The sequence below is a fragment of the Bradyrhizobium japonicum USDA 6 genome (assembly GCF_000284375.1).
GTDB lineage: Bacteria > Pseudomonadota > Alphaproteobacteria > Rhizobiales > Xanthobacteraceae > Bradyrhizobium > Bradyrhizobium japonicum.
Genome location: NC_017249.1, coordinates 1,620,318 through 1,642,406, shown reverse-complemented (window position 1 = coordinate 1,642,406; position 22,089 = coordinate 1,620,318). Strand labels below are relative to the sequence as shown.

The following is a 22,089-nucleotide window of genomic DNA, read 5'->3' as shown; positions in this document are numbered from 1 at the left end:
ACGATGACAAGATCGGAAGCCTCTCCCCGGATCGCGGTTCTCGACATTGGCAAGACGAATCTGAAACTGCTGGTCGCGAGTGAGGACGGCTGGCCGCTCGAAACACTTTCGATCCCGAATGTGCCGACCACGGCAGGGCCATACCTCGCCTATGATCTTCCGGGGCTGGAAGAGTGGTTCCTCGACACCTTGGCCGTGGTGACGCAACGCCACACCATCGGCGCGGTGATCGCGACCGCGCATGGGTGTGGCGCCGTTCTTGTCGAAGGTGACGAGCCAGTGCTGCCGATGATGGACTATGATGCGGTCTCGCCGCCTGAGATCGACCAGGCCTACGCCCGGATTGCGCCTGCCTATGATGAAGTGTTTTGCGGTAGCAGCGGCGCGATGCGGCTCGGCAAGCAATTGCTCTGGCAGGAGAGCGCATATCCCGCCGAATTCGCCCGCGCGAAAACCTATCTTACGACTGCGCAGTATTTCGCCTTGCGGCTCGGCGGGTGTGCTGCAAGTGAAATTTCACAGCTCGCGGCTCAGAGCCATATCTGGGACCTTTTCCACCATCAGCCTTCCTCCCTGATGCGCAAGCGCGGCTGGGACCGTCTTCTGCCGGAGCGGGCATCCGCCGGTGCGGTGCTAGGGAGGGTTTCGGAGGCTGTAGCCAAGCGTACCGGCCTGGCGCGCTCGACCGAAATCCTCTGCGGCGTGCATGATTCCAACGCCAACCTGTTCCGCTACAAGGCCGCCGGCATGGCCGATACCTCGATCCTATCAACAGGCACCTGGATGATCGGCTTTCAGCGCGGCCTCGCGCTAGACAAGCTCGACGCCACACGCGGCATGGTGCTCAATATCGATGTCGACGGCGAGAACGTACCCTCCACGCTGATCGCGACAGGCCGCGAATACGACTTGATCAGCGGAGACCACGACGCTTCTGATGCAGCCGTCCTCACCGCATTGCCGAGTCTACTGGCCCTTGGAACCTTGGCACTCCCCTCCTTCGTTGGGGATGATGGACTGTTCCCCGGTGCAGCTCACCGCGGACGCATTATCGGACCGCGGCCCGAGACGCCAGCCGAATGGCGGGGTTGGCAGTTCTTTACGCCGCATTCAGCGCAAACCGCTGTCTAGATGCGCTTGGCAGCTCGAAACACATCGTCATCGACGGTGGCTTCGCCGCCAACCTGCCCTTCGCGCGCGCTCTGGCCGCGTTGCGGCCATCGCAGAGCGTCTCGGTGAGCCAATCTCGGGATGGAACGGCGCTCGGCGCGGCGCTGCTGTGGCGGAGATTTTCGCGTACGATTCCGGTTTCGAGCGTGGTGCTTGAAGCTGTCACGCCGCTCGGCGAGGATGAGTGCAAACGCACCCTTTCCGCCGCCTATCAATCCTGGATTTCCTTCTCGGAGCGCCCATCATGACAGACCGCAATCATGCCGATCTCCGCCAGGGCATCGTCGATACCTGCAAGGAGATGAACCGAAGCGGTCTCAACCAAGGGACTTCCGGCAATCTTTCGCATCGGATTCCAAACGGCATGCTAATCACACCGACAAGCTTGCCCTACGAGCGTATGCGGCCAGAAGACATTGTCGCGATGGATTTTTCCGCGAATTACCAGGGCAACCATCGCCCTTCTTCAGAATGGCGTTTTCATCGCGATATTCTGCGCGCGCGGGACGACATAAACGTCGTGCTTCATACGCATTCCACCTTCAGCACCATTCTCGCCGTGCACGAGCGTGGCATTCCCTGCTTCCACTACATGGTCGCGGTCGCCGGTGGCAACGATATCCGTTGTTCGCCTTATGCCTGCTTCGGCACACAATCGCTGTCGGATTATGCCGTCGATGCGCTCGAAGGACGAAATGCCTGCTTGCTCGGCCATCACGGCTTGATCGTAACGGCGCAGACATTTGAAAAGGCGCTTTGGCTTGCCGTGGAGGTGGAGACCCTGGCGAAGATGTATGTCCACGCGTTGGCGATCGGCGAACCTCCGCGCCTCAGCGAGACCGAAATGGCACAGGTCCACGAACAGATGAAACGCATGGGCTACGGCCAAGCGCCCGATCTTGACGACGTCGGTGATGTTCCACGCGCCATGCCTCAGTCGAAACTGGCGCCACATTGACTCAGAGTGTCGTTGAACGCGTAAGCGCGAGCAAACTCGATAAGGAACAGGTAGTCCTGAACGAGGTAGTGACGAAACGCAGCTTCCGGGAGCGAGCCGTCCGCCAACCCGCTCGTGAAGGGATGCTCCGTGTAGGCCCGCCACTCGGCGGATGCTGCTGTCTTGAGACGCTCGAAGAAACTCACCATCTTTTCGATCATTTTCGCTTGGCTTGCTGTCCCATGAACGTCTTTGGCCCGCGACCGATAGCGCGCTGCGAACCGGATGGAGGCTGATCTCTACCCGTCGCCGCGATCAGCCGGCAACCCCTTGTGCCGGAAGCTGTCAGGCCCACCGTTGCGCAACGACGTGCCCTTTTCGGCAAGGCGCTCGTTGAACGAACCAAGATCGATCACAATTCGTTGGTGGGTTCCGCTGCCGATCTCCTCCTTGTCGTCGCTTGCCGACACCTTGAAGTCAACGCGTCTTCCTTCGACGTTAATGACCTCTGCCGTCGCGCGCACCTCGTGACCTACGGGCGTGGCAGCGAAGTGCTTTACATCCACTGCAGTGCCAACCGCGCTTTCGCCTGCGTCAAAATACGGTCTCATGGCATTGAGCGCGGCATTTTCCATGACCAGAATCATCACGGGCGTCGCAAGCACCTGCGGCAGCAGGGCGTCCTTGAAACGGTTGGCAAGATGTTCGGGTTGCACCCGCAACGTCGATGTTCCCTTGGCTCCCAACGGAATCTGCCGCATTCATTCCCCTCGGACATCTATGGAGACACGTAGAACGCGCCCCCCCAACGCGGCGCAATTCGAAACTTGCCCAACGATCGAAGCTTAGCGCAACTCTTGGCGCGCCTCCTGGCGCGCGCCGATTCAGTTGCCGGCAGCTGGCTCTCTCATGTAAACTATCCACCGCTCTCCTGCGGAGCCTCGCCATGAAAGCTTTCCTGCTCGCCTGCGCAGCCGCAATCGTGATCGCGGCGGCTGGCTTTGTCGTCCTAGACCGGGTGCAAGAACCCGTCCAACAAGCATTTGCGACGACGGGCGTGCGGCTCTGATCAAACGCTTGCGCCTACCCCCAAGCGCCTGCACCCCAAGCGCCCGCACCCTATGGGCCGCGCGATCCCTACTCGGCCGCAGTGACCGCCGGCCGGGGCCGCTCCTTGGCTTCGGCGCGGGCGTTCTGCTCTTCGAGCCAGAGGCTGTGGTGCTCCTTTGCCCAGTTAACGTCGACGGTACCGTTCCCCATCGCTTCGAAGGCCCCTTCCATGCCGATCGTGCCGATATAGATGTGCGCGAGCATGACCGCCACGAACAGCACCGACACGGTTGCGTGGACCATCTGCGCAAGCTGCATCCCTTCGATCCCTGACAGATAGAAGGGGAACATCAGCTCATATCCCGTGGCTGCGACCAGGCCACCGCCGAGGACCACGATCCAATAGATCGCCTTCTGGCCGGCATTAAAGCGACTGGCCGGCGGATGATCGTGACCCACGATACCGCCACCGCGCTTGACCCAATCGACATCCAGCCTATTCGGGACGTTGCCGGCGATCCACAGCAGAAAAATCAGCACGACTCCGATGGTGAACGGGAAGCTGAGAAAGTTGTGCGCGTACTTCGCCCACTGCGACCATTCGGAAAACGCCTCGTGGCCGATCAGCGGCAGGAGCAACGGGCGGCCAAAAGTGATGTTCAGTCCGGAGATCGCAAGAATGATGAAGCAGGTCGCGGTCATCCAATGCACGAAGCGCTCGTATGACGTAAAGCGCACGATCGTGCGGCCCGATCGACCGCTTTCCAGGCGGACCATGCCGCGCGTCAAATAGAAGATCACGAGAACAGCCAGCATGCCGAGGATGGCGACCCCGCCAATCCAGCGCAGCGCAACGTTTCGGAATTCACGCCACTCGCGGCCGGCCGGCTGCATGAGCACGCCGGAGCGCTGGTCGGGAATGCTGACGCGCCCCTGGATCCGGTCCATTTCCTGGAGCAACTGCCGCTCGTTGACCGAACTCGCGGTCGGGTTGATCTGCTGGGCCAGTGACGGTGCCGGTGCGGCCATGATCAACAGAAGCAATGCCCACGCGCCGATAGCGAGGCGGATGAAGCTTCCAAATGACGACATGAGTTCCTCCCGGCATTTACGCCGCGCGACCGCGGCCTCCCTCAGGATTCGATCGTCTCGCGATAGGCGGTCTTCCAGCCCCATGCGCCCGAGCCATAGCCGCGCTTCACGACGCGCTCCTTGTAGATCTGGGCGATGATCTCGCCGTCGCCGGCGAGCAGCGACTTGGTCGAGCACATTTCGGCGCAGAGCGGCAGCTTGCCCTCGGCAAGCCGGTTCGCGCCGTATTTCTCGTATTCGTCCTTGCTGCCATCGGCCTCGGGGCCGCCGGCGCAGTAGGTGCATTTGTCCATCTTGCCACGCGAGCCGAAGTTGCCGATCTTCGGGTATTGCGGCGCGCCGAACGGACACGCGTAGAAGCAGTAACCGCAGCCGATGCAGAGATCCTTGGAGTGCAGAACCACGCCGTCGGCGGTGGTGTAGAAGCAATTCACCGGGCACACCGCCGCGCACGGCGCATCCGTGCAGTGCATGCAGGCCATCGAAACCGAGCGTTCGCCCGGCTTGCCGTCATTGATGGTGACGACACGGCGCCGGTTGATGCCCCAGGGCACTTCGTGCTCGTTCTTACAGGCCGTCACGCAGGCGTTGCACTCGATGCAGCGGTCGGCGTCGCAGAGAAATTTCATACGTGCCATCGTCGTTGCTCCTTATACCGCCGCAATCTGGCAGAGGGTGACCTTGGTCTCCTGCATGTTCGTCGCGGGATCGTATCCGTAGGTCGTGATCGTGTTGGCGCTTTCACCGAGCACGATCGGATCGGTGCCCTTCGGGTAGTTGCTGCGAAGATCCTTGCCCGCGAGCCAGCCGCCGAAGTGGAAGGGCATCCAGGCAACGCCTTTGCCGACGCGCTCGGTGACGAGCGCCTTCATCCTCGCCCTGGAATTGTTCTCGGCGCCAGTGACCCAGACCCAGCCGCCGTCCTTGATGCCGCGGTCGGCGGCGTCGGCAGGGCTGATCTCGATGAACATGTCCTGCTGCAGTTCGGCGAGCCAGGGGTTGGTACGCGTCTCCTCGCCGCCGCCCTCGTATTCGACCAGACGGCCGGACGACAGGATCAGCGGAAACTGCTTCGCGGTCCCCTTCTCGACAGCTGCCTTCTGAACCGAGAAGCCGATATTGGGCACCCGGAACTGCTTGGCGTCGGGCAGCGTCGGGTATTTGGCGACGAGATCGACGCGCGGCGTGTAGATCGGCTCGCGGTGAACCGGTATGGGATCGGGCAGACCAAAGGCATGCATGCGTGCCTTGCCGTTGCCATAGGGCACACAACCATGCATCAGCGCGACGCGCTGGATGCCGCCCGAAAGGTCGAGCGACCACGACACCGCGTCGGGATTGGCGGGATTGATCCTGTTAATAACAGTCATTTCGGCTTCGGTGAGCTCGGTGTCCCATCCGAGCTTCTTCAGGCTCGCCAGCGTGAACTCCGGATAGCCATCCTGGATCGCCGACCCCTTCGAATACGAGCCGTCCGCCAGCAGGCTGACCTTGCGCGTCGTGCCGTCCGGCAGCTTTTCCTCGCGCTCGACGCCGAAACGCGGCCGGAACGTGCCACCGCCGTCCATAACATGCAGATTGGTGTTGTAGAGCAGCGGCGTGCCCGGATGCTTGACTTCCGGTGATCCCCAGCACGGCCAGGGCAGACCGTAATAGTCGCCGCCGACCTCGGGATCGTCCTTGGGCGCCCGCATCGTCAGCATGTCGAACTTCGCCTGGTTCTTCATGTGCGCCTTGAGGCGCTCGGGCGATTGCCCGCAATAGCCGGTCGACCAGCTGCCGCGGTTCATTTCGCACAGCACATCCTCCGCCTCGGGCAGATTGTTTTCGACCTTGATGTTCTTGAACATCTGGTCGGCGAAGCCGAACTTCTTCGCCAGGAGATAGACGATCTCGAGATCGTCCTTCGATTCGAAGATCGGCTTTACGATCTGCTCGCCCCATTGCAGCGAGCGATTCGAGGCAACGCGCGAGCCCTTGCACTCGAATTGCGTGGCGACCGGGAGAATGTAGACGCCATCCTTGCGTCCCGCCTCGACGGAGAGCGAGGCCCAGGTGGTCGGATGCGGGTCGGCGATGACAAGCAACTCGAGCGCCTTCAGCCCATTGAGGGATTCGGGAATACGCGTGATGCTGTTGCTGGCGTGTCCCTGCACGAACACCGCCCGCACATTGTCTTTCTGCGCGACCTGATCCTTCGGCAGTGTCACCGCTTCGAACCAGCGGGTCAGCGGGATCCCGGGGGTTTCCATGATCTGCTTGGAGTCGAAGCGCGATTTCAGGAACTCATAGTCGACGTCCCAGACCCGCGACCAGTGCTTCCAGGCGCCTTCGGCAAGGCCGTAGTAGAACGGCAGTGTGACGATATCGAGCCCGACATCGGTCGCGCCTTGCACGTTGTCATGACCACGGAAGATGTTGGCGCCCGCGCCTGCCCTGCCGACATTGCCGGTCATCAGCAGCGCGATGCAACTCGCCCGCACGTTGGCGGTGCCGACGGTCTTCTGGGTCTGGCCCATGGCCCAAATCAGTGTTGCCGGCTTCTCGGTCGCGAACATCTTGGCGACGCGCTTGAGCTGCTCGCCGGGGATGCCCGTGACGCGCTCGACCTCTTCCGGATTCCATTTCTCTACTTCCTTGCGGAGATCGTCGAAACCATAGACTCGCTGTCTGATGAACTCCTTGTCCTCCCAGCCGTTCTGCAAGATGTGCCACATCATGCCGTAGAGCACCGGGATGTCGGTGCCCGGCCGCATCCGGACATATTCAGTCGCATGTGCCGCGGTTCGCGTCAGGCGCGGGTCGATGACGACAAAGTTCGCCTTTTGCAGCTCCTTGCCCTCGAGCAGATGCTGCAATGACACCGGATGCGCCTCGGCCGGATTGCCGCCCATGATGATCTGGGTCTTGGCATTGCGGATGTCGTTGAAGCTGTTGGTCATCGCGCCGTAGCCCCAGGTATTCGCTACGCCGGTGACGGTCGTTGAATGACAGATGCGCGCCTGATGGTCGGTGTTGTTGGTGCCCCAGAACGCACCGAGCTTGCGGAACAGATAGGCGCCTTCGTTGGTCATCTTGGCCGAGCCGAGCCAGTAGATCGAATCGGGGCCCGACTTCTCGCGCATTTCCAGGAACTTGTCGCCGATCTCGTTGATCGCGGTGTCCCAGGAGACGCGCGTCCACTGCCCGCCCACAAGCTTCATCGGATAGCGCAGCCGCCGATCGCTATGCACAAGCTCGCGCACCGAAGCGCCCTTGGCGCAATGCGATCCTCGATTGATCGGGGAATCCCAGCTCGGCTCCTGGCCGATCCAGACCCCGTTCAGCACCTCCGCGGTCACCGTGCATCCAACGGAACAATGCGTGCAGATGCTCTTGCGGACGGTGGCGCCCGCCGCCAGCGGGCCCGCGGCGGCCGCTTCCGCCTTGCGCACGCTCGCAACAGGCAAGGCGCCGAGCGCGGCCAGCGCACCGCCGGCAAGACCTGATTTGCGCAGGAAGGTACGGCGATCGAGACCGCTGGATTGACCCGCAAGGCTCTCGGCGACGGAGCCGCGACGATCGGAACCGGAACGCTGTGATCGCTTGATAAGCACGGGCAGCCTCCCTTTCAAACGGGATAGCGATTGACTCGGTAGTAGTCCTTCACATGATCGGATTCCTTGTAGCGCGCCTTCCGCTTCTCATCGTTGGTCTCGCTGTCGGCCTGCGCGGACCCGACCAGCGGCGTCGCGAGCGTCGCGCCGGCGCCAATGGTGCCGACGCCAACCTTGCGGAGGAAGTCGCGGCGCCGGACTGTGACTCTCTCTCCCTCTTTGTCCTTCTCGTCGCTCATCGCATGTCTCCCGGACCAACGCGTGTTGGTCAGTTCGCAAACGTGAATGCCTCTGTCTCAATCCCAATGAAAAGGCGACCGAGCGCGCCGACAGCCCGATAGAACCTTGCGTTCTCCGCGCTTTCCAGGTCGGCAAACAGCCGCCCCATCCAGGACGACACGTGCTTCTCGAAGAAGGCGCGCTGCTTGTCCGACGACGCCTCGAAGCGGCCCTCGGCGAAGCCGGCCATGATCTCGCACAGGATGGACGCGTGATCTTCCGGCTCGAAATTGTTCGCGACCCGCTCGATGCCTGATGCCGAGAGGTCTGCGCGCAAGCGCGACAGCGGCCGCTCGTTGAGAAAGCCGGTCAGATAATAGGACGCATAAGGAAGCAATTCGCCGCGCCCGAGACCCACGAAGAGGTCGAAATATTCGCGTTCGATTTGCGCCGGGACCGCGGCAGAAGCGGCTTCCGCCAGCACAGCATGAGCGCTTCCCACCGGCGTTGCATCTCCGGTCAATGTAGCAAGTTGATCGAGCAGCTTCCTCGAAGGTGGTGCCGACAGCAACGTCGCAAGCAACGCATACTCCTGAGCCCGCGCCGCATCGACTGGCTCGACCGTCCCCTCTGACAAACCTCGCCCGCCAAACAGATCAGGCCGCAACTCCGTACGGGGGATACCGGTTGCAGCTTCGACTGCAATCACCCGTTGTGCGGGTACTTTGGCCCAATTCGATACCGAAGGCTGGCTGATACCGATTTTGCGCGCGAGCTGGGCAACGCCGCCTGCGGCGTCAATGGCGCGATCAAGGCCATCATCACGCACTTGGACCTCCCATCCGGCCCCATGTGCACTGATTAGTGCTTTGTAACCAAAGCACTAATCAAAGCGTAGACCTCATTCTGCGGGGGTCAATCGCGTCCCTATAGCCTGAAGCTATAGCCATTGGTCTAGCGAGGCAGTGCGCCACCATGTGTGCGACGCCGAGCGGGGTCGAGTTCACTCTCGATCTTTTCAGCCACCGCCGGTTGCGCCGCAACAGTGGCGGGACTGGTCGCAGCGGATTGGTCCACCACTTCCGCGACGGTTGAGGTTTCCGCTTGAAGCTGCTCCCGTGCAAAATCCGCAGGATTCTCAGCGTCAACGGCTGGGTCCGGCAGGGTTTCAGCAGCCTTACGCACGCCAGAGACGATCCTGTCGACCAGTGCGGCCAGTTCCGTCTCCGAGCAATCCAGCGGTCCAAAGCCCGGCATCGCGGTCGGATCGTTGAAGTCCCAGGCGTTTTCCGCCAACCCGACGAAGTCGCGAATGGCGGGATCGGCGCTCCAGGCGCGACGAAGAGCCGCGTGGGTCAACTCCTGCGGAACCCCCTTGCGTAGGAATGCGGTGATGTCGGTCGCAGCGGTTATCGAGTCGAGCGACGGTAGGCTCGACGGGTCGAATTCGGATTCACCGGCGTTGGCGGTGGGGGACGGCGAGGTAGATGATGCATCGCCTGGCTCTGCCGATTCCGGAGGAGCGGCGTTTGCCCTCCCCTCTCGCTTACGGCGAGACCAACGCGCAAGGAACTCTTCCTCACTCATTCGCGTCCACCTTCATGCCGGCACCGCGCCAGCGCTTCGGGATCGGCCTGCCGCCGCTTTCGCTTGAAGAACTCCCGTTCGACGTGGTGCTCGGCAACAAAACTTTCAATCGCCTCGCGCAGGATCTCCGGCATGGGCACAGCTTCAACGAGATTGGCGCCGGCCGCGGTAAAGGCTTCACCTTCCGCGGGATCGGCAGTGGCGGCAACAACCGAATACGGCCAGGAGCCTTCTTCCGCGGGAGATAGCACGGTCCAGATGCTCGGACTGCCCAAGGCGAGATTGTCGCGATAGCGAGCGGTCTCGGAAGGATAGAGATCGACCGTGGCGCTGCCGGCGTAGAAAAGGGTGGCCCCGCCTTGTTCGCGAAGAACGGTCCAGGGTTTGGTCTCCGGTTCATCCGGCAAAACGGCCACGGCTTGCCAAACGAAATCGACCCATGGCGACTCCGCCTTGCGCCGCTCGACCACAAGGCCAACGGAGAGGCGCACGACTGGTGGAGCTACGGGGCTCACGTCACCATCTCCAGGCGCTTTATTGGCAAACCCGTCAGCAGATTCTGCGGCTTCATTCGGAGCTTCTGATCGGGCGTCATTGCCAGGATCAAATAGACCGGCTCTCCCTGCACCTCTTCGATGGCCAGGCTCGCGTCCGCAAACGTCAACTGGAACAGTGCCAGCACGCGCCCCTCGCTGCGTTCGTCAAGCTCCTCGCCATGCCAGAGACGGTCGCCCAGTTGGGTGGCAGCCACATCGAGTCCCACATACCAGGTGAGCCTCGCATCCTGCAGCTCGCGCAACGGCACGATGGCGGCGTCGATCCCGAGCAGATGGGAGATCCAGCGCGCCATCGCCTGACCCAGGGCGCCCGGTCCGCGACCGCCTGCGGTAAGGTCGAAAGCCATGTCGAAATGGTCGCTTCGTTGCCAATAGTCCTCGGCATTCTCCTCACTCAGCACATCGACCTCTGCATGGGTCGCGGCCCCCAGCATCGACATCAGCGAGAGCACCGGGGTCAGACTGTGCCCGCCGATCATCTCGTCATCACCAAGCAGCAAGGCCTGTTCATGCTGCAGGATGCGCTGCGGCCGGAAGAACAGCTCGGCGGCGCGCAGCACGAGCGGGTCTCGGCAGCCATCGAGCGCATTGCGCAGGATCACGTGCGCGAGCTGGTTGACGAAGAGCGGCGGCAGATCGTTTGCCCCCGAACGGACCAGCGAGAGATAGGCGGCCTCCAGCGTTGGATGCCGCAACAAATGATCGCGAAATGCGAGCACGAAGCGCCAATTCCCGCGGGCATCGTCATCCGCAATCGCCGCGATCTCGTCCGGACTCACCGGCTGCCGCGGATCGGCAAGCAGCTCGCGGTGCAGCCGGCGTTCGACCGCGCACGCATCCTGCGGCGGCATCAGCTCAAGGCGAGCAAAATAGGCTTTCAGGAATTCGTCCGTGACGCGAAGCCCGCCGCTCGCATCCCGATCGAGCAGATGGTGGCCGCAGGCGATCCAGAAATCTTTCATGAGCGGCGCGGCTCCTGGCTTATGTCCGCAAGGTTGAGATCATTGTCTGGTTCGACGTCATCCTCCACCTCCATGAACGAGAATGCCTTGCCGTGCCTTTGTCCTTCCCGCAATCGCAGCCGGCGGAAGGACTCGCGGACCTCGCCATCGCTCGCCGAGCGATGGACCGCAATGAGCGAACTGATCGGATGCGTGCAGAGCGATCGCGCGAAGGCGACCTCGTCTTCCGCAGCCGCCCTCGCCGTTGCAATATCCGGCGCGCCGAACCGGTCGACCAGTTGCATGGCAAGGAGTTCCACCAGCGCCGTGCGATCGTCCTCCGTCGCCGGGACAATCTGCACCAGCGTCGACCATCCCCATGACTGCACACCGAGGAAGCCGCTGCGGAAGGCTGAGCGTTCCTTCCCGCTCAGCTTGGCCAGGTCCCGGTCGCAGAACCGGAACGTGCCGGAGACCGCCCACTCGCCGGGCTCGGCCGGCACCTCGAAGACAAAGGTGTCGGACGGATCGAGCGCGATGGTGCGCAACAGCTTCACAGCCGCGGTCCTCCCGTCTCCGGGTCGAGCCAGGTCGGCTCTCTGAGGGCCTCGACCAGTCCATGGCGCCTGGCCCTGCAGCTGCCGATCCGCCGGACCAGGAGATCGCCGTTTTCATCGATGCGCTGAAGGGTCTGACGTTCGCGCGGCAGCCTCGCCAGATAGTCGCGCGCGACGCTCTCGAAACCGTCAACCTGCCAGGCGTCAAACGCCAGCATCAGGTGACGCGCAAAGCTTTCGGTGACCTGGACCGCACCTGCCTCGCCAAACCCCTCCTGCTCGAGGGCGGAGGCAAGCGGATGAATGCCGGCGTCCTCCCCGGTCATCGCGACGGTGCGGGTCATGGCGCCAAAGACGAGCCATGGCCGCGGTTCGTCCTCGCGCGCCGAGGCCGCCCAGCCCAGCCGGCCGCCACCGACCAATCCGCCATCAATGCGGACCGCATCGGGCCAATCGATCGTCACCGCCTTCATCGGCGGCGCGTATGCGCGCAGGGCGTCGGTCAGCGCGACCATTCCTGCATAGAAGGCGCGCCGGGCAGTCCGGAGCGGTTCGTTCGGTTCGAGCACCACGGCGAACTCGGCGAGATCGAACCGTCCCACGTAGACGAGCGTGCCAGCGCCGCTCGTCGCTGCAATGCGGCATGCATGGGCGAACGCATCCCCGCTCTCACGCAACCGCACCAAGGTGAACGGCGGCGGCAATTGGATCGGTTCGGCCGTTGAAATGATGGGGTTCGCGGTCGGCGACAGGTCGTCCTCCCGTTTCCATTTCTTCCCGCTTTGGAATATCTATACGAGGTGAAGCATCGGCGCGAGTCCGCGTGATGCGCCATCGTGCGGAGAGGTTGACCTGGCGCAGCCCCCGAAAACGATCCTGGTCTGCTCGTGCGAAGACACGATGCGTCTTGACGCGGCCGCCATCGGCCGTGGTTGCCGCAACCGCGACATCAGGATGTTCCGTCACCTCTGCGGGACCGAGCTCGAGCACTTCCGCAACGCGGCAAGGGCCGAGGGCCCCCTGACCGTGGCCTGTACGCAGCAGGCGGCGCTGTTTACGGAGGAAGCGGGCGAGCGGACCGATGGAATCGAATTCGTCAACGTGCGCGAGACCGCCGGCTGGTCGCGCGAAGGCGCGGCAGCAGGTCCCAAGATGGCTGCGCTGCTCGCGGCGTCGGCGGTGCCCGCACCCGACTATCGCTTTGTCACGCTCACCAGCAACGGCGTGATCCTCATCTACGGGTGCGACGAGGCCGCGATCGAGGCCGGCACGCTGTTGGCCGATCACCTCGACGTGACCGTTATGCTGAAGGCACCGGGCGACATCACGCCGCCGGCGACTACAACTTTCCCGATCGTGAAGGGCACGATCCGCAACGCAAGGGGGCATCTTGGTGCGTTTGAATTGACCGTCGACGACTACGCTCCTCCCCGTCCCTCGTCACGCGACCGCTTTGTGTTCGAGACCTCCCGCGACGGCGCGACATCGCGCTGCGACCTTGTGCTGGATCTGTCTGGCGGCGCGCCGCTGTTTCCGGCCCACGATCTCCGCGACGGTTATCTGCGCGCCGACCCCGGCGATCCGGCCGCTCTGCTGCGCGCGGTACTGAAAGCGCGCGACCTCGTCGGAAGCTTCGACAAGCCGAAATACGTTAACTTCACAGACGCACTCTGTGCCCACTCGCGCTCCAACATCACCGGCTGCCATCGCTGCCTGGATTTGTGCCCGACCGGCGCGATCACGCCGGCCGGCGACCATGTCAGCGTGAATGCGGAGGTCTGCGCTGGATGCGGCCAATGCGCGGCGGCCTGCCCGACCGGCGCGGCCGCCTACACACTGCCCCCCGCCGACACGCAACTGCACCAGCTGCGCGCGATGCTGCTGGCCTATCATGACGCCGGCGGCACCCGGCCCTTGCTGCTGTTTCATGACAGCCAGCACGGCGGCCCGCTGATTGATGCGCTGGCGCGCCATGGCGACGGCCTGCCGGCGAACGTGCTGCCCTTCGCCGCCAACGAAGTGACCCAGCTCGGACTGGAGGCGGTCGTGGCAGCCTTTGCCCATGGCGCGGCCGCTGTGCGCTTCCTGCTGCGGGCAAAACCCCGGCACGATTTGACTGGACTGTCGCGGACCATCACCATGGCGCAGGCCATTCTCGCCGGTCTTGGATTTGCCGGCCGCCGCGTCGCGACGATCGAGACGGACGACCCGGATGCGCTCGGCGAACAATTGCGGGCGGTCGAGCCGCTCGCGACCGTCAGCCAGCCCGCGACATTCAGGACGGTCGGCAAGCGGCGCGATCTGTTGCGCTTTGCCCTGAGCGAGCTGCACCGCGTCGCTCCAAGCCCGACCGATGTGATTGCGCTGCCCCAGGGTGCCCCGCTTGGGGCCATCACTGTCAACACCGACGGCTGTACCCTGTGCCTGTCCTGTGTCTCCGTCTGCCCGACCGGCGCATTGCGCGACGATCCGGAGCGTCCAGTCCTCAAATTCGTCGAGGATGCCTGCGTGCAATGTGGATTGTGTCAGAGCACCTGCCCCGAGAAGGTGATCACGCTCAAGCCTCAGATCGATTTCCGCGCGTCTCGTGCGCAGGCGCAGCTGATCAAGGAGGAAGAGCCCGCGCTATGCATCCGCTGCGGTAAACCCTTCGGCATCAAGAGCACGATCACTCGCATCGCAGCGAAGCTCGAAGGTCGCCATTGGATGTATCCTGCCGGCGACAAGCGCCTCGAGGCGCTCTGGATGTGCGCCGACTGCCGTGTCATCACCATGAGCGAGCAGCAATTCGATCCGTTCGCCGGCGTTCCCGAACGCGCCCCGCCGCGCACGACGGACGACTATTTGCGCCAGCGAGACAACAAGAGCTAGTTAGCTACTTCGCCGTCGCGTGCGCCAGAAACTCCGTGAGCGCGCGGCGATCTTCGGCGGAACCGATGCGTTGCTCCGGCATCTTGGTGCCGGGCGTGTAGGCATTTGGACCAATCTCGAACAGTTTTGCGACTGTCTCGGGCGTCCAGACGATATCCATCGTCTTGAGTGCATCGGAAAAGCGATAGCCTGGCAGCGACGCGATCTTCCGGCCGTACAGCCCTGCAAGCGTCGGACCGGCGCGTGGCACGTCCGTTGTCGACAGCGTGTGACAGGCAACGCATGCGCGAAACACATCTGCGCCGCGATCACCGGCATAGGCCGCCAGCGGATCAGCCGGCGTGCCCAGAAGATGAGAGCCGATCGCATCGCCGGTGCGCGCATTCCAGCGCCGTATTTTTCCATCGGCACCACCGGTCAGCAAGGTCTCATTGTCGGGCAGGAAGGCAACGGACCAGATCGGCATGCCGGGTCCGACCAGCGTGCGCAGGACGGTGCGGACCTTGCGATCGATGATGGCGATAGCGCCACCTATGCCGGCTGCTGCGATCAACGCACCGTCATTGGAAATAGCCAGTGCCACAATGGGCGTCGCACCTCCTGCAACCTCTCCCCCGTCCGCGCCGTCGGAGTTTAGCAAGCGCAGCCTGCCGTCCGCCGCCCCCGTGACGATTTCACCATCGCCCGCGATGATGAGCGCATTTAACGGCGACGGCAGCGTGACGGTGTCGGACGTGCCATCCGGCAAATGCCAGATCCGCAGTGCGTGGTCATAGCCCACGCTGACGAGCGATCGTCCATCAGGCGCAAAGCCAACCCCGTTCACGTTTTGCGAATGATCTTCAAGCACCCGCTGCGAGCCGTCGCGTAGCGACCAGAGCCGGACCGTATGGTCCCAGGATGCGGAGGCGATGGTCAAGCCATCGGGCGAGATCGCAATGCCGGCAATCGGTGCTTGATGTCCCTGCAGCACCTGGTCCGGCTCCTGCTGACCGGGCGTCCAGATCGCAATGCGCGCGTCCGCACCGGCCGTGACCATCCGCCCGTCGGGTAGGAAGCCCACCGCGTTAACCGCATCCGAATGAAACCGAAACACCTGCTCGGCCGAATCGCTTGCGAGCGACCATCGGATGGCGGTGGTGTCGAAACCGCCGGACAGCAGGGTCTTTCCATCGGCTGAAACAGCGATCGCCCGCACCGGTCCACCGTGCCCCAGCAATTGGGCGAGTGCCACTTGGGCGACGGCAAGTGGCGACGCGACGAACGAGAGCAGCGCGAGACGTATGAGGAACTTCATCAGCGTTTCAGGACAGCGCCGAACAAGGACAGCATCCATTTTGCCTGAACTCGCCGCCGGGACAATCGCATCATTTGTCGGGTGCAACGACGGTCCTGGTCGATCCATCCGGCGCGGCTTGCAGGCCGGGCGGGCCCTGTCCTTGCGGACCCTTGGAGGATCACCCCATCCGCCCCAATTCCAGGATACGCGACGACATGCCAGCTTGAACGGTGTCGCGCCGGTCCTAGATTGCATTGAGGCGGCGAGGGCCCCGTCATGCAAATACGATCCAAAGCGTATCTGCTGATGATTTCGCACCTGCGAACGCTCCGCGCTTTGCTTTCGCCGGCCGATGATCCGGCGAGCGCAAAAGCTTCACCGCTACTCATTTACGTCACGGTCGTGCTAGCCCTGCTGCTGGCGATACTAGAAATCGATCAGCACGATGCAGAGCTCCGGGCCCTGGGACTGCTCGGCGATCTCACCGGCATGAGACCCGATATGGGCCCTTGACGGGTCAAGGGTTCCTGTCGCTTCAGTCGATCGAAGCGCATGCAACTCGTCCGCGGACGAGCCCAAGGCCGCCTCCCTTGCGTCCCCTCCCTTGCGCAACAAGTCAGCGTCGCAAGGAGAGCCGGCAGTTGCGGCTATTGCGGCTTTGTCTCGCGCGGAAACACCAGCGATCGATCATCGAAATCCTGGACCGGAAGTTTGCTCGCCAGCACCCCGCTTCGAGACTCCTGTGCCACGGGCGTCCGTGCCGCTCCGACAGTCCCGGTGGTCGGCCATGTGTTTGTCGGCCATGTGTTTGAATGCAGCATGGTTGCTGCAACGGCGAACGACGTGACGGCAATCAGTCCGGAAACGATCAAACGCCTCATGGGAACCTCCGTTGGCTCATGCGGGAGCCGGAGGCCTGATTAGCGTCTCATGCAAAGTCCCGATGTGTGCTGCTTCACACCTCTCTAATCGTTGATTGGAGTTGCTAGCCGCCACTATTTTGGCGCGCCGCTCCGCCCCCCGGCTCCTTGCCTTCGGCTAGTTGCTTGCGCGCCTCTGCCGCCTTGAGACGAGCGTCGGCGAGTGAGATGCCACCCCTGCCTTTGCCTTTGGCCGAGCCCAGCCCAGCCCAGCCCAGCCTAAATTCTCTACGCTTCCCGGTGTCACGCACACGGTAGAGAAAAACCCATTGGCGCCGCGCGTGCGTACCCGTCTCAATCGCAAGGTAAAGCCCACCGCCGTCGCTGTGACGGCCGGGCTCAACGATAGTCTCGGCTTCCCGAGCCGAGAGCTTGTGCAGCCGCCTTTTGCCCATTTCCGCCCCACCATTCAACACGGATTGCGGCGAACACTCGTGAGCAGCAGCGAACTTTCAACGAAACGATTCTAGCATAGTTTACAACAGCAGCGCACGATGGGGGACGCGCGCGGAAGCCCGCCACGGACGTGGTGATGCCAGTCGCGCCTTACTTTTGTCCGGGGGAATTTTCCCAAGCTTTTGGGTCCGCCGCCATCTTCCGCGCTACACGATCATGAAATTCGATGCGTGCAATTGACTGACTGCGGTATCGACGAAGTCGATAGACCCTGCGTCAGGACCGCTCCCCAGCGCAAGCAGGGCCCCGCCATGTCCATCGCTCCTGAGCGCGCCCATGATGTCGGCGACGGAGTGGTAATCACCTATGCCGTTCGCAAGAGCGACGACGCCGAGCGTGTCATTTCCAAATCCGGAAATCGTATCGACCTGGCTGCTGGAGTTGATCGAGACTGTCAGACCCGTGCCGTGATCGATGATGTTGACGTGGGCCGGGCCATTGATGATGGCCTGATTGCCAAACCCGACAAAGTTAAACTGGTCTGATCCGCCATTGACCGTAATGACGTCCTGGCCAATCTGGTTTGTCACATTTGCCTGGGACCCGTTGAGCACCACGTGATTGGCAGCGCCGCCAAGCGTGATCGTGTCGTGGCCCGCGCCTGCAACGACGTTGTCGGATCCGCTGCCGGCCATGATCGTGTTCGTTCCCGAGCCGACGGTGATCTGGTTTCCCGTCCCGCCGAGATTCACGGTGTTGTTGCCATCGCCGAGAGTGACACTGTTGGCGCCATCTCCGCCCGTGACGACATCGTTGCCATTGCCAAGCACGACCGTGTTGCCATATCCAGAAAGCGTCACGCGGTCGTCGCCGTTGCCGGCCGTCGTTTGGCTCGCGCCGTCACCGGGATGGACAACATCGTTGCCGTTACCCAGCGTGATGACGCTCCCATATCCGCCGGCATTAATGATGTCGTTGCCGTCGCCGAGCGCGATCGTCGTGGCGCCCGTCGATCCCGTCACCGCGGTGTTGCCGTTGCCGCCGGTTACGTGGTTGACGATCCCCTCCAGATAGACGGTGCTGTCGCCGCTCGACACATCAACCGTACCGTATGATCCGGCGTAGATCGTGTCGCTCCCGCCATTGCCGTGGATGGTATTGAACATGCCGTAGGCGTGGATGATGTCGTTGCCCGTCGTGCCCTGAATGACCGCATAACCGGATGCCGGGCCGTCGATCGCCGTGCTCCCGGCTTGATGCGTGTCTGTGACGGACGTATGGGCGTCGCTGACGGTCACGCCGACGCTGCTCGTGTCGCTCAGGGTGAAGGTGGTCGTTGCGCTTCCATCTCCGTGCGGCGAGGCGACAAAGGTGAGGGCGTGCAACTCGGCGGTCAGGTTGGCGGCGGTGGTAGCCGTCAGCTCGTAGGTTCCGTTTCCGAGCGAGATCAATCCTGCTCCGGACAGGATGCCGGCGGCACCCGCGAGCGTGATGATCAGACTGTCCGTTGCTGCTGCGTTTGGATCTGTGATCGTTACGCTCGCGAATGGATTGATCGCAGCTCCGTTGCTGGTCGTTTGTCCCGACACGGCTCCAGCGATGGTCGGCAGGGCTGCGGCTGTCAGCAGAATGCCGCCAGAGCTGTCTTTCGCGATGCCAAAGCGCGTGACCGACGTATCCGCCAGTGTGAAGGTCTCGCTGGCCGCACCGTTGCTGACCGTGAGCTTAGAGCCGGATACAGTCACCGTTGCGCCGCTTGTATAGGACAGCCCGGACAGGTCGATCTGGTCGCCGAGCACAATGCCCTTGAGCTGGCTCGCAAAGGTCGATTGGCCCGAAACCAGCTTCTGCTCGATCTTGAGTACGCCTTGGCCGGAGAAGGTGATCGCGTCGTCGGAAATCGCACCCGCCTTGAGATCAAGCATGCCGCCGGCAATCGTGGTCGCGCCGACAATGCCACCCGCTTCGACGAATTCTGTGGCGCCGTGATAAATTGTCGAAGCGTTCGCGGTGCCGTGATCGAGCACGTCAAGCGTGCCGCCGCTCAGAGTCGTGGAGGTGACGATGCCACCGTCCGAGACGGAGATGCTTCCTGAATTGAGGATCGTCCCGCTCGCCGCACTGGCATCGACCGCCGGTACGCTTGGGTCGTTCGTGGGGTCTGCAACGGATCCCGAAACCGTCATCACACCACCATTGATGGTGGCTTTCTTGGCGATCCCCGCCCCGAACAGGTGCAGTTCGGCGCCGCTGTCGACAACCGCAAAATCGACTTCGCTTCTGATGACGGTGCTGTATGGGGCCCCAGGAGAATGATAGAGCGTCTCTCCCGAAGCATTGATGACGCCGCCCGAGTGAACGATGGTGCCGCTGGCAAAGCCCCCATTGGTGAGATTCTGGACGCCGCCGGCATTGACGGTGGTTGACGTCACGATGCCGGTATCGACGTCCTGCTCGGCACCATTGTTGACGATGGTGTGATCGGCCCGGCCCGGCCCCGGCGCATCGTGCAGATAGATGCCGGCGACACGTTGAATGCCGCCCATGTTGATCGTGGTGTAGCTGGCGGTGGAGCTAAGGCCGACATCCTGTTCGCCGCCATTGATAACGGTGTTGCTGGCGGTGGCTCCCAAGTCGAAGTTGCCCAGGATTTCCTTGCCACCCGCTGATATCGTCGTGTTGGTGGCCGTGCCGAACACTTTGAACAATACGCCGTCCGATACGGTGAAGCCGTTTTCCGTGTAGCCATAATCGGCTACAAACGTTGCGCCGCTCTGGAACGTCGTATTGGACAGCGTCGCGCCAGCTTCAGCGATGAGCGTTGCGCCTGCGGAAACAACAGTGTTTTTGGCGACACCGCCGTCCAGGACGGCCAGCGTCACACTGCTCGCGACAACAAATCCGTTTTCAATCGTGCCATCGCCGATCTGCAAGGTGCTGCCGGCGTTAAAGACTGCCCCCGAAAAATCGGCGTTGCCAAGCACAATGAGGCCGCCATACTGATTGACGGTCGTGTTGGTCGCCGTCGCGCCGGCGGACAGCACCATCGTTCCGTAATTGATGGTCGTGCCGGTTGCCGTGCCGCCTGCATCAACGTTCAACGTGCCGAAGTTCTGGAGTATCGTGCCCGATACGACCGCTCCGTCCGACACCGTCAATGTTCCAAAACCTTCAACGATGGTGCCGGTCGCCATGCTGGCGTCGACGGCCGGCTGGCCGGGGACGTTGGCGAACGGATCGGGTATCGATCCCGAGACAGTCATGACGCCGCCGTTGACGACGGCGTTCACTGCCGTCCCGCCGCCAGTGACGGCGAATTCGCCCTGGTAGTTGATGGTTGCAGCGGTCGCCACGCTTCGGATGACCGGCTCCGGATACACGGGCGCCGTTTCGACCGTTTCACCCGAAACCTTGAGAACACCGCCGGAATTGACGATGGTGCCGCTGGCGCTGCCACCATTCGTCACGTTCTGGAGGCCGCCGGAATTGACAGTCGTCGCCGTTGCGCTTCCCGTGTCGACGTCCTGCTCGCCGCCACCATTGATCGTGGTGTGATCGGCTGCGCCCGGGGTTGGACCTTCATGGATATACTGGCCAGTGACGCGCTGGATGCCGCCCTGGTAGATGGTCGTATAGCTGGCGACGCCGTCAAAGACGACGTCCTGTTCTCCGCCATAAATGACAGTGTGGGTTGCCGTGCTCGTCGCGAAAGATCCGCCGACCGTCTGCAAGCCGCCAGCAAAAATCGTCGTGCTATCGACGGAGGCGCCGCCACTGACATCCATCGTGTCGCCGTCGTGGAGCGTAACGCCACTGGCGGGAGGAATAGCCGTCATATGAATGCTCCGCGTTTGGTGCCTGGAAAATCAAACGAGCAAAGCAAAATCATTCGACGACCATTTCAACTTAAAACTGCGACGGCTGAAAATGCCTGTCAAGCCGCGCATATTTTTCGCCACGCTGTTGATCAGTGACAAAACCGTGAGGCGTATGCGCGTGAATATTGCTGGATGAATTTATCAGCAGCGTGACGAAAATTGCGGCGACCACGCGCATTCAAGATTTGCGCGAGACATCCGCGTCAGAAGCGGATCATGGCGCGTCAAACATTGTCCGGGATTTACTTCGGCTTCCCCGCGAGCCAGTCCCGACCCTCGCCATAGAGCCTCTCGACTTCAGTGCCGATCAGGCCCGGCATGTCGCGCTTGACCTTGTAGCCGATCAGCTCCTGCATGTAGGCGAGGTGACGGTAGCCTTCGGGCAGTGCGGCGAGCGTTTTTTGGTCGAGTTGAAGCGTTGCGGCGGGATCGACCGGGTCGATCCGGTCCTTCTCGTAGATCGGCTGGCGGCGGACGATGCCCCATTTGCCAATACCTGATTGGTCATGCCGCTTCTCCAGGAAATCGTAGAAGCGCCCGGTACAGACGACGTCGCAGAGCACGTCGTGCACCGTGGCACGCTGCGAGATCGTCATCTTGGTCTGCGCGATGGCCCGCGCGCCTGCGAGATCGATGCTGGTGCCGCCGAGGAAATGCAGGATGCGCACGCCCTTGGCAAACCCCTCCTGACTGACCCGCATGAAATCCCGCGCCGGCCCCTGAAACCAGGTGGCGGACATCCAGCCCTCGTCGTGCCAGACCGTGGCAAAGCGCTCCCAGTCGCCAGCGTCGCGCCACACCGCCCAGTTCTCGACGAGGTCGCGGATGGTAAGGCGATCGAGGAGTTGCTGGTCCATGGTACGTCTCTCCCGGCAGCTTGAGGCTGCGATGAATGTCATCGGCCCGAAATATCAACGGGGCAATGAGGTTGGCGTCAAGCGCCCGATGCTTGGCAGCCGTTCGAATAGCCCACAGCTTGAGAAACGCGATACGAGCAGCGAGCCTTGCAATCAACCTGACCGCGATTAGTATCCGCACC

The 22,089-nt window shown here is 62.5% G+C and carries 23 protein-coding genes and 1 pseudogene; 7 read left to right on the top strand and 17 right to left on the bottom strand.

All coding sequences use genetic code 11. From position 1 onward, the window contains the following. The first annotated feature begins 3 nt into the window (after positions 1-3). Genes BJ6T_RS07630 through BJ6T_RS07625 form a run of 3 tightly spaced genes read left to right on the top strand, consistent with a single transcriptional unit; the run spans position 4 to position 2,128 of the window. On the top strand, positions 4-1,131 hold the full coding sequence (locus BJ6T_RS07630; RefSeq protein WP_014491728.1) for an acetate and sugar kinases/Hsc70/actin family protein: 1,128 nt from the start codon (positions 4-6) through the stop codon (positions 1,129-1,131). Then, positions 1,089-1,418, top strand: a complete 330-nt coding sequence (locus tag BJ6T_RS49880; RefSeq protein WP_240537953.1) for a hypothetical protein — start codon at positions 1,089-1,091, stop codon at positions 1,416-1,418. The genes BJ6T_RS07630 and BJ6T_RS49880 overlap by 43 nt, the downstream gene beginning before the upstream one ends. Next, positions 1,415-2,128: a class II aldolase/adducin family protein gene (locus BJ6T_RS07625; protein ID WP_014491726.1), complete on the top strand. Its 714-nt coding sequence runs from the start codon at positions 1,415-1,417 to the stop codon at positions 2,126-2,128. The genes BJ6T_RS49880 and BJ6T_RS07625 overlap by 4 nt, the downstream gene beginning before the upstream one ends. 17 nt (positions 2,129-2,145) lie before the next feature. Here the strand turns inward: BJ6T_RS07625 and BJ6T_RS07620 are convergent. Together BJ6T_RS07620 and BJ6T_RS07615 are read right to left on the bottom strand one after the other, a co-directional pair. After that, positions 2,146-2,313: pseudogene (locus BJ6T_RS07620) on the bottom strand (TenA family protein); the annotation flags it as partial. Positions 2,314-2,406: 93 nt separating this feature from the next. Next, positions 2,407-2,868, bottom strand: a complete 462-nt coding sequence (locus tag BJ6T_RS07615; protein WP_014491724.1) for a thioesterase family protein — start codon at positions 2,866-2,868, stop codon at positions 2,407-2,409. A gap of 185 nt (positions 2,869-3,053) precedes the next feature. On the opposite strand from BJ6T_RS07615, the gene BJ6T_RS49095 reads away from it, so the two are divergent. Beyond that, the gene (locus BJ6T_RS49095; protein WP_259197470.1) at positions 3,054-3,176 is read left to right on the top strand and encodes a hypothetical protein; all 123 of its coding nucleotides are present in this window, start codon (positions 3,054-3,056) and stop codon (positions 3,174-3,176) included. A 68-nt stretch (positions 3,177-3,244) separates the two neighbouring features. On the opposite strand, the gene BJ6T_RS07610 is transcribed toward BJ6T_RS49095, so the two are convergent. From BJ6T_RS07610 to BJ6T_RS07565, 10 genes are all read right to left on the bottom strand, one after another. Next, positions 3,245-4,249 carry a formate dehydrogenase subunit gamma gene (locus BJ6T_RS07610; RefSeq protein ID WP_014491723.1) on the bottom strand — a complete coding sequence of 335 codons (1,005 nt, stop codon included), beginning with the start codon at positions 4,247-4,249 and terminating at the stop codon, positions 3,245-3,247. A 41-nt stretch (positions 4,250-4,290) separates the two neighbouring features. Further along, the gene (fdh3B, locus tag BJ6T_RS07605) at positions 4,291-4,887 is read right to left on the bottom strand and encodes a formate dehydrogenase FDH3 subunit beta (RefSeq protein ID WP_014491722.1); all 597 of its coding nucleotides are present in this window, start codon (positions 4,885-4,887) and stop codon (positions 4,291-4,293) included. A 12-nt stretch (positions 4,888-4,899) separates the two neighbouring features. Continuing rightward, entirely contained in the window at positions 4,900-7,845 is a 2,946-nt protein-coding gene (locus tag BJ6T_RS46990) for a formate dehydrogenase subunit alpha (protein ID WP_014491721.1), read from the bottom strand. Positions 7,846-7,859: 14 nt separating this feature from the next. Next, a complete protein-coding gene (locus tag BJ6T_RS07595) occupies positions 7,860-8,084 on the bottom strand; it encodes a twin-arginine translocation signal domain-containing protein (protein ID WP_014491720.1) in 225 nt (74 codons plus the stop codon). 29 nt (positions 8,085-8,113) lie between these two features. Beyond that, positions 8,114-8,893 carry a Cro/CI family transcriptional regulator gene (locus BJ6T_RS07590; protein WP_014491719.1) on the bottom strand — a complete coding sequence of 260 codons (780 nt, stop codon included), beginning with the start codon at positions 8,891-8,893 and terminating at the stop codon, positions 8,114-8,116. Positions 8,894-9,018: 125 nt separating this feature from the next. After that, complete coding sequence (locus BJ6T_RS07585; RefSeq protein WP_014491718.1) at positions 9,019-9,651, bottom strand: DUF3306 domain-containing protein; 633 nt, start codon at positions 9,649-9,651, stop codon at positions 9,019-9,021. Continuing rightward, the gene (locus BJ6T_RS07580) at positions 9,648-10,166 is read right to left on the bottom strand and encodes a DUF3305 domain-containing protein (protein ID WP_014491717.1); all 519 of its coding nucleotides are present in this window, start codon (positions 10,164-10,166) and stop codon (positions 9,648-9,650) included. The genes BJ6T_RS07585 and BJ6T_RS07580 overlap by 4 nt, the downstream gene beginning before the upstream one ends. Further along, a complete protein-coding gene (locus BJ6T_RS07575) occupies positions 10,163-11,170 on the bottom strand; it encodes a DUF6352 family protein (protein ID WP_014491716.1) in 1,008 nt (335 codons plus the stop codon). Before BJ6T_RS07575 ends, BJ6T_RS07580 begins: the two co-directional genes overlap by 4 nt. After that, a complete protein-coding gene (locus BJ6T_RS07570) occupies positions 11,167-11,706 on the bottom strand; it encodes a DUF6505 family protein (RefSeq protein ID WP_014491715.1) in 540 nt (179 codons plus the stop codon). Before BJ6T_RS07570 ends, BJ6T_RS07575 begins: the two co-directional genes overlap by 4 nt. After that, positions 11,703-12,410, bottom strand: coding sequence for a biotin/lipoate--protein ligase family protein (locus tag BJ6T_RS07565; RefSeq protein ID WP_014491714.1), 708 nt, complete (start codon positions 12,408-12,410; stop codon positions 11,703-11,705). The genes BJ6T_RS07570 and BJ6T_RS07565 overlap by 4 nt, the downstream gene beginning before the upstream one ends. Positions 12,411-12,606: 196 nt before the next feature. On the opposite strand from BJ6T_RS07565, the gene BJ6T_RS07560 reads away from it, so the two are divergent. After that, complete coding sequence (locus BJ6T_RS07560; protein ID WP_014491713.1) at positions 12,607-14,577, top strand: 4Fe-4S binding protein; 1,971 nt, start codon at positions 12,607-12,609, stop codon at positions 14,575-14,577. 4 nt (positions 14,578-14,581) lie between these two features. Here BJ6T_RS07560 and BJ6T_RS07555 read toward each other — a convergent pair whose 3' ends face one another. Beyond that, a complete protein-coding gene (locus tag BJ6T_RS07555) occupies positions 14,582-15,874 on the bottom strand; it encodes a c-type cytochrome (RefSeq protein ID WP_014491712.1) in 1,293 nt (430 codons plus the stop codon). A 258-nt stretch (positions 15,875-16,132) separates the two neighbouring features. Between BJ6T_RS07555 and BJ6T_RS07550 the strand changes: the two genes are divergently transcribed. Continuing rightward, positions 16,133-16,369, top strand: a complete 237-nt coding sequence (locus BJ6T_RS07550) for a hypothetical protein (RefSeq protein WP_014491711.1) — start codon at positions 16,133-16,135, stop codon at positions 16,367-16,369. 134 nt (positions 16,370-16,503) lie between these two features. On the opposite strand, the gene BJ6T_RS45280 is transcribed toward BJ6T_RS07550, so the two are convergent. From BJ6T_RS45280 to BJ6T_RS07535, 4 genes are all read right to left on the bottom strand, one after another. Next, complete coding sequence (locus BJ6T_RS45280; RefSeq protein ID WP_141379150.1) at positions 16,504-16,737, bottom strand: hypothetical protein; 234 nt, start codon at positions 16,735-16,737, stop codon at positions 16,504-16,506. 104 nt (positions 16,738-16,841) lie between these two features. Next, on the bottom strand, positions 16,842-17,171 hold the full coding sequence (locus BJ6T_RS49565) for an Arm DNA-binding domain-containing protein (RefSeq protein WP_014491710.1): 330 nt from the start codon (positions 17,169-17,171) through the stop codon (positions 16,842-16,844). 207 nt (positions 17,172-17,378) lie between these two features. Then, complete coding sequence (locus BJ6T_RS07540; RefSeq protein ID WP_014491709.1) at positions 17,379-21,008, bottom strand: hypothetical protein; 3,630 nt, start codon at positions 21,006-21,008, stop codon at positions 17,379-17,381. Positions 21,009-21,292: 284 nt separating this feature from the next. Beyond that, a complete protein-coding gene (locus BJ6T_RS07535) occupies positions 21,293-21,907 on the bottom strand; it encodes a nuclear transport factor 2 family protein (RefSeq protein WP_014491708.1) in 615 nt (204 codons plus the stop codon). Here BJ6T_RS07535 and BJ6T_RS46985 point away from each other — a divergent pair. After that, positions 21,906-22,079 carry a hypothetical protein gene (locus BJ6T_RS46985; protein WP_161170718.1) on the top strand — a complete coding sequence of 58 codons (174 nt, stop codon included), beginning with the start codon at positions 21,906-21,908 and terminating at the stop codon, positions 22,077-22,079. The two genes, BJ6T_RS07535 and BJ6T_RS46985, sit on opposite strands and share 2 nt — an antisense overlap. Positions 22,080-22,089 lie beyond the last annotated feature (10 nt).